This window comes from Streptomyces sp. NPDC001970 (assembly GCF_053594115.1).
On the sequence record NZ_JBSFDW010000020.1, the window covers coordinates 121,825 to 139,602 of the forward strand.

Here is a 17,778-nt window from a genome sequence, read left to right on the forward strand (position 1 = left end):
CACGTACACGGGGGCCGTCAATCCGGGCACTTCTGACCTCTCGGCTGATTGGGGCGCTTTTCGATGGCACCTACGCTCGTCAGACACCACCCGCGTTCGGCCGCCGCCCCGGCGGACACCGCGGCGCGCGCCCGCGACTGGGCCGAGATCCAGGAGCGGATGCTGGTGCCCCTCTACGAGGCGGTGTACGAGCACGTGGAGGTCGGCAAAGGCTCCAGGCTGCTGGGACTCGGCTGCGGCTCGGGCCTCGCCCTGCTGCTGGCCGCGGCACGCGGGGCGCGCGTCACAGGCGTCGACACGGACCGTGCGCGGCTGGCGCTGGCGCGCGAGCGGCTGCTCGCCCCGGAGCCCGGCCGGTCCTGCGAGGAAGGGACGCGGCTGGTGGAGGGCGGCCCCGAGGAGGCGGCCGATCCCACGCGTCCCCGGTTCGACGTGATCACGGATTTTCAGCCGATCGGGTGTACGGCCGGTGACTCGGAAGGACTCGTACCCGCGCTGCAGGCGGCGGTTCCGCTCGCCGAGCGCGGCAGCCCGGTCGTGCTGGCGAGCTGGGGACCGCCCGAGCGGTGCGCCACGTCGGCGGTGCTGCGGGTCGCGAGCCGGCTCACCGAACGGCTGCGCACAGGCGGCGGCTGGCGCCCGACGCGGCGGGACGACCTGGAGGACGTCGCGACCCGTGCGGGCCTGAAGCCGGACGGCTCCGGCCGGGTGGCGTGCCCCTTCGGCTACGCGGACCTGGAGAGCGCGGTGCGAGGGCTGCTGTCGACCGGGCTGTTCGACGCGGCGGTGCGGGCGACGGACCAGGCCCAGGTGGAGAAGGAGGTCACCGAGGCGCTGCACGCTCATGTGCGGGCCGACGGGACGGTGTGGATGCCGAACGTCTTCCGCTATCTGATCGCGCGCACGCCGTAGGAGCCCAGGTCCGGGGGCTCGTCCTCCTAGGCCCGGCGGCGGGGCTCGTCCCCGTAGGCCCGGCGGCCCGGAATGAGCCCCCTACCCGACTCCTCCTTCATCAGGCGGACTCCTCCTTCATCAGGCGAGGGATGCCCGCAGTGCGGTACGCCTCGGCCTCCTCCAGCGTCTCGTTCGCCAGCAGCGCCTCCGCGAGCGCGTCCAGCCGGTCGCGGTTGTCGCGCAGCTGGCGGCAGGCGCTCTCGTAGCACTCGTCGACGATCCGGCGCATCTCGTGGTCCACCGCGTCCAGCGTCGCCGGCGCGGCGACGAGCCCGTACGGCTCCTGCGCATCGCCCGGGATCGCGGTGAGGCGGCCGACGCGTTCGCTCATGCCCCAGCGGCCGACCATGCCCCGGACCAGCCGGGTGGCCTGCTCCAGATCGCTCTCCGAGCCGGTCGTGACGATGCCGAAGACGACGTGCTCCGCCGCCATCCCGCCGAGCGCGCCGGTGATGCGGCCGCGCAGATACTCCTCCGTGAACGCGTACCGGTCGGCGTCCGGGGTGGAGAGGGTGACGCCCAGCGCCCGGCCGCGGGGCACGATCGTGATCTTGCGGACGGGGTCGGCGCCCGGCTGGAGCATGCCGAGGAGGGCGTGGCCGCTCTCGTGGTAGGCCGTCCTGCGGCGCTCCTCCGGAGGCATCACGAGCGACCGTTCCGCACCGAGCTGGACCTTCTCCAGGGCGTCGGAGAGCTCGCTCTGGGTGACCTCGCGCTGCTGCCGCTTGACGGCGAGCAGCGCGGCCTCGTTCGCGAGGTTGGCGAGTTCGGCGCCCGTCATGCCCGGTGTCGTCCGAGCCACTTGCGCCAGGTCGACGGTCTCGGCCAGCGGGATCTCCCGGGTGTGGATCCTGAGGATCGCCTCACGGCCGCCCCGGTCGGGCGGGCTGACCTGCACGATGCGGTCGAAGCGCCCAGGCCGGGTCAGCGCGGGGTCGAGGACGTCGGCGCGGTTCGTCGCGGCGAGCACGACGACGCCCTCGGAGCCGGTGAAGCCGTCCATCTCGGTGAGGATCTGATTGAGCGTCTGCTCGCGCTCGTCGTGGCCGCCGAGGCCCGCCCCGCCGCCGCGGACCCGTCCGATGGTGTCGATCTCGTCGATGAAGACGATGGCGGGCGCGATCTTGCGGGCCTCGGCGAAGAGTTCCCGTACGCGCGAGGCGCCCACGCCCACGATCATCTCGATGAACTCGGAGGCGGAGGCGGAGAAGAACGGCACCCCCGCCTCGCCCGCCACGGCGCGGGCGAGCAGGGTCTTTCCGGTGCCGGGCGGGCCCGCGAGCAGCACACCGCCGGGCATCCTGGCGCCCATGTCCCGATAGGCCTTGGGGTTCTTGAGGAAGTCGACGACATCGTTGAGCTCGCCCTCGACCTCGTCGATCCCGGCCACGTCGTCGAAGCTGGTGCGCTTGCCCGCCATCAGCTCGACGGGTTTGGGCGGCGCCTTGCGTCCCAGCGCCCCGGCGCCCATCCCGCCGCCCATCCGCCGGGCGAGGAACACCCACAGCAGGACGAGCAGCGCGATCGGCGCGAGCGAGATCAGCAGATTGGCCAGAAAGCCGCGCTGGACGACGACCGGCTCGGCCGTCACGGTCACGCCCTTTTGGGTCAGCTGCTGCCAGAGATCGTCATCGGCGAAGGCGGGCCGCTGGGTGGTGAACTTGGTGTAGTCGCCCTTGCCGTCCGGGAGGGGCTGTGCGTTCTTCAGCTGCCCCTGGATCGCGTCGCCCTTGGCGTAGATCTTGGTGACGTTGCCCGCCGTGACCTGCTTGCTGAACTCCGTGTACGAGACCGTCGGCTCGTCGCCGTCCCCCAGGTACGAGAGCGCCAGAAAGGCGGCGAGGAAGACGACGCATGCGGCGAGGAGGAGGGCGGGCCAGCCGCCGGGCATCTTCTTCTTCGGCGGCGGAGCTCCCTCCGAGCGCCAGGGCTGGTCGGTGCGGTCACGCGGGGGTACGGGGTTGGCCACGCTGCCCTCCTGCTCCGGTGCTCCGCTCGTCAGGCCAGATCTCCTGCCCATGACCGCACAGATCCCGGGTCCCCGCCACCGGGGCGGCCGGCTCTGCCGCGCGCCCCGGTGGACCGGTGGCCGCACGACGGAGGGCCCCGCGGTCCATGACCGCGGGGCCCGCTTCACCTACCGTCCGGGCGGATCGGCGGCCCGTGTCGGCCGCTCCCTGCCCGTGTCACCCGCCGCTGCCTGCCGGTGTCAGCCGCTGTCAGCCCATGAACTTCTTGAACTCCTCCGGGAGCTCGAAGTCCTTGGCCTGACCGCCCGCCGGGAGGCCGAACGCACCGCCCTGGGCGGCTTCCTCGCGACGGGCCGCGGCCGCCTGCTCCTCGGCCTTGCGCTTCATCGGGTTGCCGCTCTTGCGCTTGCCCTTGGCCTGCTTCTGCTGCTTCTTCTGGCGGCCGGGGCCGCCGCCCATGCCCGGGACTCCCGGCATGCCCGGCATCCCGCCGCCCTGCGCCATCCGCGACATCATCTTCCGGGCCTCGAAGAACCGCTCGACGAGGCCCTTCACCGCACTCACGTCGACACCCGAACCCTTGGCGATACGGGCGCGCCGCGAGCCGTTGATGATCGTGGGGTCGTGGCGCTCGCCGGGCGTCATCGACTTGATGATCGCGGCCGTACGGTCCACGTCACGCTCGTCGATGTTGTTGATCTGATCCTTGATCTGGGCCATACCGGGCAGCATGCCGAGCAGCTTGGAGATGGAGCCCATCTTCCTGACCTGCTCCATCTGCGCCAGGAAGTCGTCGAGCGTGAAGTCCTTGCCCTTGCTGCTCGCCAGCTTGGAGGCGACCTTGGCGGCCTCTTCCTGGCTGAAGGTCTGCTCGGCCTTCTCGATGAGCGAGAGGATGTCGCCCATGCCGAGGATGCGGGACGCCATGCGGTCCGGGTGGAACGCGTCGAAGTCGTCCAGCTTCTCGCCGTTGGAGGCGAACATGATCTGCTTGCCGGTGACGTGCGCGATGGAGAGCGCGGCACCACCGCGGGCGTCGCCGTCCAGCTTGGACAGCACGACGCCGTCGAAGCCGACGCCGTCGCGGAAGGCCTCCGCGGTGTTGACCGCGTCCTGACCGATCATCGCGTCGACGACGAAGAGGATCTCGTCGGGGCTGACCGCGTCACGGATGTCCGCGGCCTGCTGCATCATCTCCTGGTCGATACCGAGGCGGCCCGCGGTGTCGACGATGACGATGTCGTGGACCTTCGTCTTCGCGTAGTCGATCGACTCCTTGGCGACCTGCACCGGGTCGCCCACGCCGTTGCCCGGCTGGGGCCCGAAGAAGCCCACGCCCGCCCGCTCGGCGACGACGCCGAGCTGGGTGACGGCGTTCGGCCGCTGGAGGTCACAGGCGACGAGGAGCGGCGAGTGGCCCTGGCTCTTCAGCCAGAGACCGAGCTTTCCGGCAAGGGTCGTCTTACCGGCACCCTGGAGTCCCGCGAGCATGATCACGGTCGGGGACTGCTTGGCGAACCGCAGCCGGCGGGTCTCGCCACCGAGGATGCCGACGAGCTCCTCGTTGACGATCTTGATGACCTGCTGGGCCGGGTTCAGCGCCTGGGACACCTCGGATCCCATCGCGCGCTCCTTCACCTGCTTGATGAAGGAGCGGACGACGGGCAGTGCCACGTCCGCCTCGAGCAGCGCGATCCGGATCTCGCGCGCGGTGGCGTCGATGTCCGCCTCGGACAGGCGGCCCTTGCCCCGGAGGTTCTTGAATGTCGCTGCAAGGCGGTCGGAGAGGGTGTCGAACACGGTGGTCGCGGATCCTCAGGTCTCGGGGGCGGGCGGACAGATGTCTCCCAAGGGTATCCGGACGCGTGGGATGGGGTCTGCCCCCTGTCCACCGACCCGCTCGGGTTCCGTCAACCGCGCAGTGCGGTCTCGAGCGCCCGGGCCACCTCCACGGCCTCCGCGGACGGCAGTGGGGCACCTTCGGGGCCTGTGACATAGAACGCATCCACCGCATTGGCGCCGAGCGTGGACACATGCGCGCTGCGCACCCGGACCGCGGCCGTCTCCAGGGCGTGCCCGATGCGGTGCAGCAGCCCGGGCGCGTCCTGCGCGCGCACCTCGATCACGGTGGCGAGCCGGGACGCGACCGAGGCGACCGTGACCCGCGGCGGCGGCGCCGTGACCCCGCGCCGCCGCGGGTAGGCGGCGTCGCGCTCGGCCAGCCTGGCCGGGATGTCGAGGGAACCGTCGAGGGCGCGTACGAGATCGACGCGGAGCCGGGCGGCCTGCGGCAGGGAACCGTACGCCGCCGCGACCCGCCAGTTCAGGACGAGGACGGAACCCGGCCCCACCTCGCTCGGCAGCTCGATCGCGCGCAGGTCGGCGGCGCGCACGGTGAGGCGGTGCAGGGCGAGGACGCCGGCGACGGCGGGCAGCACGCCCGGCTGGTCGGGCAGGGCGATGAGCAGCTCCACGCCGACCGGCTCGGGTTCGCCGTCCGGGAGCGGGGTCTCCGCCTGGGCGTGCAGGGCCAGTACGGGCCCGCCGGTGCGCAGGGCCTCGACGGCGAGCCGCTCCTGCTCGGCGCTCGGCGCGGCGGGCTCCGGTGCGGCGGGGGCCTCTCCCGCCAGCACCCCGGCGACCCGTTTGACCAGGTCGGCGACGAGCGAGCCGCGCCACGCGGACCAGGCGGCAGGACCGGTCGCGAGGGCGTCGGCCTCGGTGAGGGCGTGCAGCAGCTCCAGGGTGCTCAGGGATCCCACGACGTCGGCGACCGAGCGCACGGTGGCGGGGTCGTCCAGGTCGCGCCGGGTGGCCGTCTCGACGAGCAGCAGGTGGTGGCGTACGAGCGTGGCGACGACGCCCACGTCGTGCTTGTCGAAGCCGATCCGGGTGGCGACGTCGCGGGCGATGGTCTCGCCGGCGACCGAGTGGTCGCCCGGCCAGCCCTTGCCGATGTCGTGCAGGAGCGCGGCGACCAGCAGCAGGTCGGGGCGGCCGACGCGCCGGGTCAGGGCCGAGGCGCGCACGGTGGCCTCGACGAGGTGACGGTCGACGGTCCAGGTGTGGACGGGGTTGCGCTGCGGACGGCACCGCACGCGCTCCCAGTCCGGCAGCAGCCGGGTGATCAGGCCTTCGGCCTCCAGTGCCTCCCACACGGCGACGGTGGGTTCGCCCGCGCCGAGGAGGGTGACGAGCTCCTCGCGGGCCTCGGACGGCCAGGGCACGGGAAGTGGTTTGGCGGCCGTGGCGAGGTGCCGTACCGCATGGAGGGAGAGCGGCAGCCCGGACTGGGCCGCCGCGGCGGCCGCCCGCAGCGGCAGCACCGGGTCGCGCTCCGGCTTGGCGGTGCGGGCGAGGACGACCTCGCCGTCCATCTCGACGACGCCTTCGGCGAGCGGGGTGCGCTCGGGCTCCGGCCGGCGACCGCCCAGCATGTTCCGCAGCCGGGGACGCGCGGAACGAGCCTTGAGCACCCGGTTCACCTCGCGCCAGGTGACGTCGGAGGCGTACGAGACGGTCCGTGCGGCCTCGTACACCTGCCGCAGCAGGGCGTCGGGGTCGAGGAGGCCCAGCTCCTCGGCGACCTGGTCCTGCTCCTGGAGGCTGAGCCGGTCGGTGGCGCGCCCGGTGGTGAGGTGGAGCGCGTCGCGGGTGTCGAGGAGGACGCGCCGCGCGTCGGCGAGCCCTTCGCGGGGTGCGTCGGCGAGCCAGGACGCGGCGACGGCGCGCAGGGCGGTGGCGTCGCGCAGTCCGCCGCGCGCCTCCTTGAGGTCGGGCTCGAGCAGGAACTGCAGCTCGCCCTGGCGTTCGGCCCGCTCGCGGCACAGCTCGTCGAGCTCGGGGAGCCGTTTGGGCGCCTGGTTGCGCCAGTCGGCGAGTACGGCGGTGCGCAGCTCGGAGACGAGGCCCAGGTCTCCGGCGACGCCGCGGGCGTCGAGCAGCCCGAGCTGCACCTTGAGGTCGTCGCCCGCGGTCTTGCGGGCCTCGCCCGGGGTCCGTACGGAGTGGTCCAGGGCCAGCCCGAGATCCCAGACCGGGTACCAGATGCGGTCGGCGAGAGAGGCGATCGCTCCCGCGTCGGCGCTGCCGTCGTGCAGCAGGAGCAGATCGAGGTCGCTGCGCGGGGAGAGCTCGCCGCGTCCGTATCCGCCGACGGCGACGAGCGCGGCCCCGCGCACGCCGATGCTCTGCGCCGCCGTGGTGAAGAGCGCGGAGAGCCAGTCGTCGGTCAGCCGTGCCAGGGCGGCACGGCGCGGCGGCCCGGACCGCGCCTTCTCCTGGAGAAGGCGCAGCCGGGCCGCCGCATAGCCGCTGGGTCCCGAGTCTTCTGCTTCCGTGGTCACATCGAGGCTCGTCACCCAGCAACTCCTGTCTACAGTGCGTCCGGGCCGCGTTCGCCGGTCCGTACCCGGACAGCGGTCTCGACCGGAACGCTCCACACCTTGCCGTCACCGATCTTGCCGGTCCGGGCGGCCTTCACGACGACGTCGATGAGCTGTTCGGCGTCATCGTCCTCGACCAGAACCTCGATCCGGATCTTGGGGACGAGGTCGACGGTGTACTCAGCGCCCCGGTAGACCTCGGTGTGGCCGCGCTGCCGTCCGTAGCCGCTGGCCTCGGTGACCGTGAGCCCCTGGATTCCGAAGGCCTGCAGGGCCTCCTTGATCTCGTCCAGCCGGTGCGGCTTCACGACTGCGGTGATGAGCTTCATGCGTCCACCTTCTTGTTCTGCGGTGCGGCTGCCACGGAGTCGGCGGGGGCGGGAGCGGCCTTGCGCGATCCCGCGCCGCCGCCCGCTCCGCTGAAGTCGTACGCGGTCTCGGCATGCTCGACCTGGTCGATGCCGGAGATCTCGTCGTCCTCGCTGACCCGCATCCCCATCGTCTTGTCGATCAGGAAGGCGAGGAGCGCGGAGACGATCAGAGAGTAGGCCAGGACCGCGAAGACACCGATGGCCTGCTTGCCGAGCTGGTCGAACCCGCCGCCGTAGAAGAGACCCTTGGCGTCGGACTGGACACCACCGGTGGCGAAGAAGCCGACGAGCAGGGAGCCGGCGACACCGCCGACGAGGTGGACGCCGACGACGTCCAGGGAGTCGTCGTAGCCGAGCTTGTACTTGAGGCCGACGGCCATGGCGCACACCAGACCGGCGATGGCGCCGATGGCGATGGCACCGAGCGGGGAGCAGGAGCCGCCGGACGGGGTGATGGCGACGAGGCCCGCGACCGCACCGGATGCGGCACCGAGGGTGGTGAAGGAGCCGTGCCGGACCTTCTCGTAGGCGAGCCAGGCGAGCATCGCGGCGGCGGTGGCGACCTGCGTGTTGACGAACATCACCGCGCCGACGCCGTCGTCGTTGCCGAGCCACGATCCGGCGTTGAAGCCGAACCAGCCGAACCACAGGAGACCGGCACCGAGCATCACCAGCGGCAGGCTGTGCGGCCGCATCGGGTCCTTCTTGAAGCCGACGCGCTTGCCGATGACGAGGATCACGCCGAGGGCCGCGGCACCGGCGTTGATGTGGACGGCGGTACCACCGGCGAAGTCGATGACGCCCAGTTCGAACAGCCAGCCGCCCGCGCCCCAGACCCAGTGCGCGACCGGGAAGTAGACGACGGTGACCCACAGTGCGACGAACAGGGCCCAGGCGGTGAACTTGACCCGGTCCGCGAGCGCGCCGCTGATCAGCGCGGGCGTGATGATCGCGAACATCAGCTGGAAGACGGCGAAGACGTACACCGGGATGGTGTAGCCGTCCCACAGCTGGGTGAGGCCGATGCCGCTCAGTCCGACGTAGTCGGAGGACCAGCCGATGAGGGAGCCTGAGTCGGTGCCGAAGGCGAGGCTGAAGCCGTACAGCACCCACAGGATCGTGACGATCCCGAGGCTGATGAAGCTCATCATCAGCATGTTCAGGGTGCTCTTGACGCGGACCATGCCTCCGTAGAAGAAGGCCAGACCCGGCGTCATGAGCATCACCAGCGCGGAGCAGATGAGCATGAACCCGGTGTTGGCGGCAGACAGCGTGGGTGCGTCTGCGGCAAGCGTGATGCCTGGGGGCATCGGCGTCTCCTCGTCGTCGTACGGCCTGTGCGGGGCGGGAGCCTGTTCGGCTGGACAACCGGTGCGGCTGGATCCGGTGCGGCTGCCTGTGGAGTCGGCCGGTTATGCGCCATGAGGTTGGCGCGCCGCGGTTTCCGCCGATGCCGCTCGATGTTTCACCGCAGTGACGAAGAGGTCAGGTGTGTTACGCGCTCATGAACTGAAGGGTCACGGGAATATCACGCGCGTACCCTCTGCGAGCAGTCCCCTGGAGCCTGGCCGGTCGCGACGGTCACCCGACTGACCTGGCGTGGGGGGCCGAGTCGGGCTGTTCGGGGTGACCGTCGCGCCGGGGTTCGGGGTGGCGGCCCGCGTCAGACCGCCTCGGCTGTCTCGGGCAGCTGGGCCGTGAGCAGATCCGTGAGGCGGACGACCTCGGCGACATCGCCGAAGTCCCTGGCCGCCGTGTCGACGGTCTTGCGCAGCCTGGTGTTGACCCGCTCTGAGCGGACCCGCTTGGCGACATGCAGGGCCTGCTCCGCGAGCTGCGTGGACTGCTCGGGCTCCCGCTTCAGCAGGTGCACCGTGGCCATGCCGATCAGGTTCAGTGCATACGAGCGCTGGTGCTCGTCGTCCTTGCCGAAGAGGTCGACGGCACGCTCCATGACGGGCTCGGCGAGCGAGGCGTACGTGGGGCTGCGGCCCGCGACATAGGCGAGGTCGCGGTAGGAGTGGGCGTTCTCCCCGTTGAGCTCGGCCTCGGAGAAGAAGCGGATCCAGTCGGGCTCGGGCTCGTGGGCCTCGAGCGCGTCGGCGAAGGTGTCCTCGGCCATCCGGACGGCCCGCTTGGTCTTGCTGGGCTGGCCCATGTTTGCGTACGCGCGGGCCTCCATCGCATACAGCATCGCCTGGGTGCGCGGGGTCGCGCAGTCGCGGCTGCCGTACTGCGCGAGATGGATGAGCTCCAGGGCGTCGTCGGGCCGGCCGAGGTGGATCATCTGGCGGCTCATGGACGAGAGGATGTACGACCCGAGGGGCTTGTCGCCGGCCTCCTTCGCGGCGTGCAGCGCGAGGACGAAGTACTTCTGGGCGGTGGGCTGCAGGCCCACGTCGTAGCTCATCCAGCCGGCCAGTTCGGCCAGTTCGGCGGCAACCTTGAAGAGCCGCGTGGTGGTGGCTTCGGGCTGGGGCTCCTGGAGCAGGTCGGTCACTTCGTGCAGCTGGCCGACGACCGCCTTGCGGCGCAGTCCGCCGCCGCACTGGGCGTCCCACTGGCGGAACATCGCGGTGGTGGACTCGAGCAGGTCGAGCTCGGGCTTGGAGAGCCGGGACGGGCGGCGCACGGCCGCGGAATCGGACGGTCCGGACTCGGCGGCGGGGCTGGGGACCAGCCAGCGCTGCATGGGCTCGATCAGGGCGGGGCCCGCGGAGAGCGCGAGCGAGGTGCCGAGGAAGCCGCGGCGGGCCAGCATGAGATCGCTGCGGGAGAACTCGCCGAGCAGGGCGACGGTCTGGGGGCCGGCCCAGGGCAGGTCGACTCCGGAGACGGAGGGCGACTGGTGGGCCGCCCGCAGTCCGAGGTCCTCGATGGCGACGACGCTGCCGAAACGCTCGGAGAACAGTTCGGAGAGGATGCGCGGGATGGGCTCGCGGGGCTGTTCGCCGTCGAGCCAACGGCGCACGCGCGAGGTGTCCGTGCTGATGTGGTGCGCGCCGATCTGGCGTGCCCTGCGGTTCACCTGCCGTGCGAGCTCGCCCTTCGACCAGCCGCTGCGCACGAACCACGAGCTCAGCTGCTCGTTCGGGCGCTTGCCGGTGGCCGTACCGTCTGCGCCGCTGCCACTCACTGGAATGCCCCCATCCGCATGATGCCTTCGTCGCGCGAACCCGTATCAGAATGCCGTGAGTTGCTGCCCTCCGTAGTGAGCTTTCACCCCATCGAACGGGAAATCGATTTGCCTCCGGCATACCCACCGGTGCAGAGATTTCCAGGGTTCGTGTACCGAAAGTAATCCTACGATCACCGCTCCGGCCATGGCGATTCCAAAAACGCCACCATTCGCCACCCCTTCGAATGAACTCTCCGGCCACCAGGCGCGATTCACTTGACATGCGACGAGCAGGAGTGGGCGGAGCGTTGCGCGCCAGGGCGCGCGGACCGGAACGCACCACCCCGAGTGCCGCGGGGCGCCGCCGGGCCCGGGTCGGGCCGGAGTGAATGGGAACTCTGCGTCACCGGAACACTCCGGGTCGTAACCACCGGCGAGTTCGACCCGTTGGAGGGGGCATGGGCTTCACGATCGGCGGCAGCCGGGGCGTCCGGGAGATCCGGACCGGCTCACGGCGCCGCGGCCGCGCGACGGAGTGCACAGTGGTGGCCGAGTACACCGGGCTCTGGGGCTGGGACGTCGTCCCGGGCGCCAGGGCGTCGGCGGGACGCTGCTCGTGCGGGGATCCCGCGTGTGCGGCGCCTGGTGCGCATCCGCTGGACTTCGCGCCCGAGGTGCCGGCGGGAGCGACGCTCGACGACGCGACGAAGGCCTGGGCGCAGGTGCCGGGGGCGGCGATTCTGCTGCCCGTGGGGCGCACGTTCGACGTGCTGGAGGTGACGGTCGCGGTGGGTCGGCGTGCGCTGGTCCGCCTCGAGCGGATGGGCCTCCCGCTCGGCCCGGTCTCCGCGACACCGGCGGGGCGCGCGCAGTTCTTCGTGGCGCCGGGTGCGGCCTCCGAGATGCCCGAGCTGCTCTACCGCATGGGCTGGGACGACGCGGACCTGGACCTGCGCTGCCTGGAGCCCGGCACCTGCATCACGGCGCCGCCGTCGGACCACGCGGGCCTCGGGCCCTCGTACTGGCTCCGCCCGCCGTCGCTGGACACCACGTCTCCCCCGCCCCAGGCGCGCCTCCTCCTGGGCACCCTGGCGTACATCTGCCACCGGTCCGCGCTGGCGTGACGCCCGCGGCCACGGCCCTGGCCGCCTGCGGCGGGCGTTGCCCGATCCCGCCCCTTCAGAAGCCCCAGGGCCGACAAAAGGCCCGCCCACAGTAAGGCGCCCCGGCCCCGCGCCCGTCAGGGCGCAGCGGACCGGGGCGGAACCGCTGACGCGGTCTAGTCGCCGATCAGCGCGTCCACGAACGCCTCGGGCTCGAAGGGCGCCAGGTCGTCCGGGCCCTCGCCCAGGCCGACCAGCTTCACCGGGACACCCAGTTCACGCTGGACCGCGACGACGATGCCGCCCTTGGCCGTGCCGTCGAGCTTGGTGAGGACGATGCCGGTGATGTCGACGACCTCGGCGAAGACACGGGCCTGGATCAGACCGTTCTGGCCGGTCGTCGCATCGAGCACGAGCAGGATCTCGTCCAGCGGGCCGTGCTTCTCCACGACGCGCTTGACCTTGCCGAGCTCGTCCATGAGACCGGTCTTCGTGTGGAGCCGGCCGGCCGTGTCGATGAGCACGACGTCCGCGCCCTCGGCGATGCCCTCCTTGACCGCGTCGAAGGCGATCGACGCCGGGTCGCCGCCCTCCGGCCCGCGCACCGTGCGCGCACCGACACGCTCGCCCCAGGTCTGGAGCTGGTCGGCCGCGGCGGCCCGGAAGGTGTCCGCCGCGCCCAGCACGACCGAGCGCCCGTCGGCCACCAGCACCCGCGCCAGCTTGCCCGTCGTCGTGGTCTTGCCGGTGCCGTTGACGCCGACGACCATGACGACGCCCGGGGTGTCCTGACCGCCGTCGGTCTTCACCGCGCGGTCGAAGTCCGTGCCCAGCAGGCGCAGGAGCTCCTCGCGGAGCAGCCCGCGCAGCTCATCGGGCGTGCGGGTGCCGAGCACCTTCACGCGCTCCCGCAGGTGCTCGACCAGCTCCTGCGTGGGGGCGACGCCGACGTCCGCGGTCAGGAGCGTGTCCTCGATCTCCTCCCACGTCTCCTCGTCGAGGTGCTCGCGCGAGAGCAGGGTCAGCAGGCCCTTGCCGAGCGTGTTCTGCGAGCGGGCCAGCCGGGCGCGGAGCCGTACGAGACGGCCCGCGGTCGGTTCCGGGACCTCGATCGCTGGCGCCTCCGGCTCCGCGACGATCGTGTCCTCGACCGGGACCGGCGCCTCGGCGACCTCCTCCGCCGTGGGGAGGTCGACCTCCTCGATGGTGCGGCGTGGTTGTTCCCGAGGGGCCTCCGCCTCCTCGCCGACGTGCGGCTCGGCGGGCGGAGCGGTGATGGTCGGCGTGCTCGACGGGGCGGACGGCGGCAGCTGCTTCTTCCGGCGGCTGCTGACCAGGAGCCCGCTGATCGCGCCGACCGCGACCAGAGCGATGACTACAGCAAGGATGACGAATTCCATAACCCGTCCAGTATGCGTGACCTGCCGCCTGACGATTCGTTCTCCTGGCACGGGTCTCTGACCCTGCGGGCCGGGCTGGTCCGTCGGCCGGCCTTGTGTCGGCGAGAAGCCCGAGAGGGCGGAGTCACAACCCACCTGGTATCAGGAAAAAGACGGGTCGGGTCTGGTGCACACAGCGCACCCAGGGTCGGCTCTGCCCATGCCGTGGGCTGAGCCGACCCTTGCGGATGCGAGTCGCCATCATGCGGACTTTTGGGGTGAACGTAGAATTATGGGCGTTTAGCCGCGCGGCAAGCCCGGCCTGGACCCCCGCACCCCCGCACCCCCGCACCCCCGCACCCCCGCACCCCCGCACCCCCGCACCCGTACGGAGCCTTTTCCATGCCCCACGCCTCCGAATCCGAAGGCGCGATAGAGACCCGTGGCCTCGAACCCGTCCCCGACGACGAGCGCACCGGCCACGTCCGCGAACTCTTCCCGACCTGGGTCGCGGCGAACATCAGTGTGCTGCTGCTCACCATGGGCGCCGGCCTGATCGTCTTCAACGGACTCAACATCTGGCAGGTCCTGGTCGTCGGGGTCACGGCGCCCGTCGTCTCCTACGGGGTCGTCGGACTGATCTCCCTCGCCGGGAAGCGCGGAGGCTCCCCCGGCATGGCGCTCTCCCGCGCCGTCTTCGGCCAGCGCGGCAACCTCTTCCCCGGCTCACTGATCTGGGTGGCGCGCTGGGGCTGGGAAACCATCAACGCCGTCACCGGCGCCTACGCGCTGCTGACCGTGTTCGACCTGGTCTTCGGCATCCGGCCCAACACCGCGCTGATCGTCGTCACGCTCCTCGTCTTCGTCGCCGCGACCTTCCTGGTGTCGGGGCTCGGCATCAACGCGCTGCGCGTGTGCAGCAAGTGGTCGACCTATCTCTTCGGCGGCTTCTCGGTGCTCGTGCTCGCCTACCTCGTCGCCACCACCGACTGGTCGGCCGTCCTCGGCAAGCCCGCCGGTTCCACGGCGATGACGATCGCCGGTATCGGCACCCTCGCGGCGGGCGGCATCAGCTGGGTGCCCTCGGGCCCTGACTTCACCCGGTACCTGCCGCGCACCGCGTCGAGCCGCGCGGTGGTCGGCTCGACGGTCGGCGGCGCCGGCATCGTGGTCCTGCCGATGGTGCTCATGGGTGCGGTGATGGCGGTGGCCACGCCGGACCTGGCCTCGGCCCAGGACCCGGTCTCGTTCATCGGCGAGCTGCTGCCGGTGTGGATCTCGGTGCCGTATCTGCTGATCGCGCTGATCGGCATGCTGCTGATCAACTCGATGTCGATGTACTCGGCCGGCTTCACCGCGCAGACGCTGGGCATCAAGGTGCCGCGCGCGTGGGCCGTCAGCGTCAACGCCGTCATCTCGCTCGTCTTCGGCTTCCTGCTGATGGTGGTGGCGACCAGCTTCATCGGCTCGTTCATCTCGTTCCTGACGCTGCTGGCGGTGGCGTTCTCGGCGTGGATCGGCGTCTTCGGCGTCGACATGCTGCGCCGCCGCACGTACGACGGCGAGGCGCTGATGGACACCACGCGCACCAGCGCCTACTGGTACCGGGGCGGCTTCGCCTGGCAGGCGATGACCGCCTGGGGCGTGGCCCTCGTCGTCGGCCTGATCTTCACCAAGGTCGACTGGTTCGCGGGCCCGCTGGCCTCGTCGTGGGTCGGCGAGAACGGTCTGGGCTGGGCAGTGACGATCGTCGTCGCGGCGCTGCTGTACGCCGTACTGCCATGCACGGGCACACGGACGGGCACGGGCACGGCCGCCGCGGCGGAGCCTGCGGAGCAGCGCGCGCAGGAGCGCACGCCCGCGACTGTTTCCATCTGACGCAACGTCAGCTAACGTCCCCCTTCGCTACCGGCACCCGGCGGAGGGGGACGTCTCGTCATGGCCTTCACAGTCGTACGGTTCAACCTCGTCGAACCCGCGGCGACGCCCGAGTCCCTCGCGGCCCGCTACCGGGCCGCCCTGGAGATGGCCGCGTACGCGGACGACCGCGGCGTGGACACGATCCAGACCGAGGAGCACCACGGCGCCGCCGACAACTGGCTGCCGTCCCCCTTCGCCTTCGCGGGCGCGGTCTTCGGCGCGACCCGGAGGATCGCGGTCACCGTCTCGGCGATCATCGGCCCGCTGCACGATCCGCTGCGGCTCGCCGAGGAGATCGCCGTACTCGATCTGCTGAGCAAAGGGCGTCTGGTCACGGTCGCGGGCATCGGCTACAGGCCCGAGGAGTACGCGGCCCACGGCGTCGACTGGAAACGCCGCGGCGCGCTCCAGGACGAGCTCCTGGACACGCTCCTCGCGGCCTGGACCGGCGAGGAGTTCACCCATCGGAGCCGTACGGTCCGGGTCATGCCCCGGCCGTACACCCAGCCGCACCCGATGCTGCTCGTCGGCGGCTCGTCCAGGCCGGCCGCCCGGCGCGCCGCCCGCCTCGGGCTGCCGTTCTTCCCGAGCGCACATCTGCCGGAACTGGAGGCGTACTACCACCGGCTGCGCGAGGAGTACGGGACGGACGGCTTCTGCATGATGCCGGCGGCGAGCACGCCGCTGCTGCACATCGCCGAGGACCCGGACGAGACCTGGGCGCGGTACGGGGAGCACTTCCTGCACGAGGCGCGCACGTACGCCTCCTGGCAGTCCAAGGACATCCGCTCGGCGGTGAAGTCGGCGGCGACGACGGTGGCGGAGTTGCGGGCCGAGGGGGTGTACCGGGTGCTCACGCCGGACGAGTGCGCGCAGCTGGACGCCGACAGTCTCGTACTGCATCCGCTGTGCGGCGGGATGCCGGTCGACGAGGGCTGGCGCAGCGTCCATCTGTTCTGCGAACAGGTACTGCCCCGGCTCAAGGGCTGAGCCGGGGCAGTTCCGTGGCGAGGAGAGGGGCAGCGGGGATCAGCCCATCTCCTCCAACGCCTTGCCCTTCGTCTCCGGCACCCATTTGAGGATGAACGGGATCGAGAGCACGGCGAAGGCCGTGTAGATCACGTAGGCGCCCGACAGGTTCCAGTCCGAAAGGGTCGGGAAGGTCACGGTGATCAGCCAGTTGGCGAGCCACTGGGCCGATGCGGCTACACCCAGCGCGGCGGCGCGGATCTTGCCCGGGAACATCTCGCCGAGCAGCACCCACACCACGACGCCCCAGGAGAGGGCGAAGAAGAGTACGAAGGAGTTGGCGGCGAGGATCGCCACGGTGCCCTGGAGGCTGGGCAGCGAGACCTGATCGCCGACTCCGGTCTTGTACGAGAACGCCCAGGCGGCGAGCGCCAGCGAGATCGCCATGCCGACGGAGCCGATGAGGGCGAGCGGCTTGCGGCCGATCCGGTCGACGAGGACCATCGCGATCACCGTGCCGATGATGTTCACGATCGACGTCTCGAACGAGTAGAAGAACGAGCTCTCCGGGTTGATGCCGACCGACTGCCACAGCGAGGAGCTGTAGTAGAAGATCACGTTGATGCCGACGAGCTGCTGGAAGACCGACAGGCCGATACCGATCCAGACGATCGGCAGGAAGAGGAACCTGCCCCCGAGGAGGTCCTTGAACGAGGGCTTCACCTCGTGCCGCATGTTCTGCTCGATCTCGGCGACCCGGGTGTCGAGGTTGATGTCCTTGCCCTCGACGTCGCGGAGCACCTTGCGCGCCTGGCCGTACCGGCCGGCGGAGATCAGGTAGCGGGGCGACTCGGGGATGACGAAGGACAGCAGTCCGTAGAGCACGGCCGGGATCACCATGATGCCGAGCATCCACTGCCAGGCCTCGAGACCGCCGACCCTGCCGCGCTGGTCACCGTCGGCGAGGTTGAGGACGCCCCAGTTGACCAGCTGCGAGATGGCGATGCCCGTGACGATGGCCGCCTGCTGGAAGGAGGCGAGACGGCCGCGGTACGCGGACGGGGAGACCTCGGCGATGTAGGCGGGGGCGATGACCGAGGCCATGCCGATGGCGATGCCGCCGATGACGCGCCACATGGCGAGGTCCCAGAGCGCGAACGGCAGTGCCGAGCCGAGCGCGCTGGCGGTGAAGAGCACGGAGGCGATCTGCATGACGCGGATCCGGCCGATCCGGTCGGCGATGCGGCCGGCGGTGGCCGCGCCGATGGCACAGCCGATCAGCGCGGCGGCGATGACCTGGGCCAGGGCCTCGGGACCGACGTCGAAGCGGTCGCGGATCGCCACGACGGCTCCATTGATCACCGCGCTGTCGTAGCCGAAGAGGAAGCCTCCCATCGCGGCCGCTGCCGCGATGAAGATGACATGGCTGAGATGCTCCGGCCTGGCTTTGCGGCCTTCGGGCATCTGCGCCTGCGGTGTGCTGGTCACGTGAACTCCTGGGCCGCCCGGCAGCGGCGCCGGACGTTGTGGGGCGAGCCCTTCAAGTGGCGCACAAGATCATGCCGCCCACCACTTGAAGGTAAAAGCAATGCTGCAGAGACTATGCCTT

12 protein-coding genes are annotated in these 17,778 nt (G+C 71.1%); 4 read left to right on the plus strand and 8 right to left on the minus strand.

Going from position 1 to position 17,778, the window contains the following annotated elements:
* The first annotated feature begins 63 nt into the window (after positions 1 to 63).
* On the plus strand, positions 64 to 912 hold the full coding sequence (locus ACWCP0_RS23895; protein ID WP_451080833.1) for a methyltransferase domain-containing protein: 849 nt from the start codon (positions 64 to 66) through the stop codon (positions 910 to 912).
* Positions 913 to 1,012: 100 nt separating this feature from the next.
* Here the strand turns inward: ACWCP0_RS23895 and ftsH are convergent, their stop codons facing one another.
* The 6 genes from ftsH to nsdA form a co-directional block, all read right to left on the minus strand.
* On the minus strand, positions 1,013 to 2,923 hold the full coding sequence (ftsH, locus tag ACWCP0_RS23900) for an ATP-dependent zinc metalloprotease FtsH (protein ID WP_451080834.1): 1,911 nt from the start codon (positions 2,921 to 2,923) through the stop codon (positions 1,013 to 1,015).
* Between the two features lie 250 nt (positions 2,924 to 3,173).
* Positions 3,174 to 4,724: a signal recognition particle protein gene (gene ffh / locus ACWCP0_RS23905; RefSeq protein WP_451080835.1), complete on the minus strand. Its 1,551-nt coding sequence runs from the start codon at positions 4,722 to 4,724 to the stop codon at positions 3,174 to 3,176.
* A 110-nt stretch (positions 4,725 to 4,834) separates the two neighbouring features.
* On the minus strand, positions 4,835 to 7,285 hold the full coding sequence (locus ACWCP0_RS23910) for a [protein-PII] uridylyltransferase (protein WP_451080836.1): 2,451 nt from the start codon (positions 7,283 to 7,285) through the stop codon (positions 4,835 to 4,837).
* A 14-nt stretch (positions 7,286 to 7,299) separates the two neighbouring features.
* Positions 7,300 to 7,638, minus strand: a complete 339-nt coding sequence (locus ACWCP0_RS23915) for a P-II family nitrogen regulator (protein ID WP_242330074.1) — start codon at positions 7,636 to 7,638, stop codon at positions 7,300 to 7,302.
* On the minus strand, positions 7,635 to 8,990 hold the full coding sequence (locus ACWCP0_RS23920; protein WP_451080837.1) for an ammonium transporter: 1,356 nt from the start codon (positions 8,988 to 8,990) through the stop codon (positions 7,635 to 7,637). The genes ACWCP0_RS23915 and ACWCP0_RS23920 overlap by 4 nt, the downstream gene beginning before the upstream one ends.
* Before the next feature lie 353 nt (positions 8,991 to 9,343).
* Positions 9,344 to 10,816 (minus strand): transcriptional repressor NsdA, encoded by a 1,473-nt coding sequence (gene nsdA, locus ACWCP0_RS23925; RefSeq protein ID WP_451080838.1) that lies wholly within the window; start codon positions 10,814 to 10,816, stop codon positions 9,344 to 9,346.
* Positions 10,817 to 11,256: 440 nt separating this feature from the next.
* Here nsdA and ACWCP0_RS23930 point away from each other — a divergent pair, with 440 nt between their 5' ends.
* Entirely contained in the window at positions 11,257 to 11,922 is a 666-nt protein-coding gene (locus ACWCP0_RS23930) for a bifunctional DNA primase/polymerase (protein WP_451080839.1), read from the plus strand.
* A 155-nt stretch (positions 11,923 to 12,077) separates the two neighbouring features.
* Here the strand turns inward: ACWCP0_RS23930 and ftsY are convergent, their stop codons facing one another.
* On the minus strand, positions 12,078 to 13,301 hold the full coding sequence (ftsY, locus tag ACWCP0_RS23935; RefSeq protein WP_451080840.1) for a signal recognition particle-docking protein FtsY: 1,224 nt from the start codon (positions 13,299 to 13,301) through the stop codon (positions 12,078 to 12,080).
* A 381-nt stretch (positions 13,302 to 13,682) separates the two neighbouring features.
* Between ftsY and ACWCP0_RS23940 the strand changes: the two genes are divergently transcribed.
* Positions 13,683 to 15,158 carry a cytosine permease gene (locus tag ACWCP0_RS23940; RefSeq protein WP_451080841.1) on the plus strand — a complete coding sequence of 492 codons (1,476 nt, stop codon included), beginning with the start codon at positions 13,683 to 13,685 and terminating at the stop codon, positions 15,156 to 15,158.
* Positions 15,159 to 15,218: 60 nt separating this feature from the next.
* Complete coding sequence (locus ACWCP0_RS23945) at positions 15,219 to 16,190, plus strand: LLM class flavin-dependent oxidoreductase (protein ID WP_451080842.1); 972 nt, start codon at positions 15,219 to 15,221, stop codon at positions 16,188 to 16,190.
* Between the two features lie 39 nt (positions 16,191 to 16,229).
* Here ACWCP0_RS23945 and ACWCP0_RS23950 read toward each other — a convergent pair whose 3' ends face one another.
* The gene (locus tag ACWCP0_RS23950) at positions 16,230 to 17,657 is read right to left on the minus strand and encodes a sugar porter family MFS transporter (protein WP_451080843.1); all 1,428 of its coding nucleotides are present in this window, start codon (positions 17,655 to 17,657) and stop codon (positions 16,230 to 16,232) included.
* Positions 17,658 to 17,778: the final 121 nt, after the last annotated feature.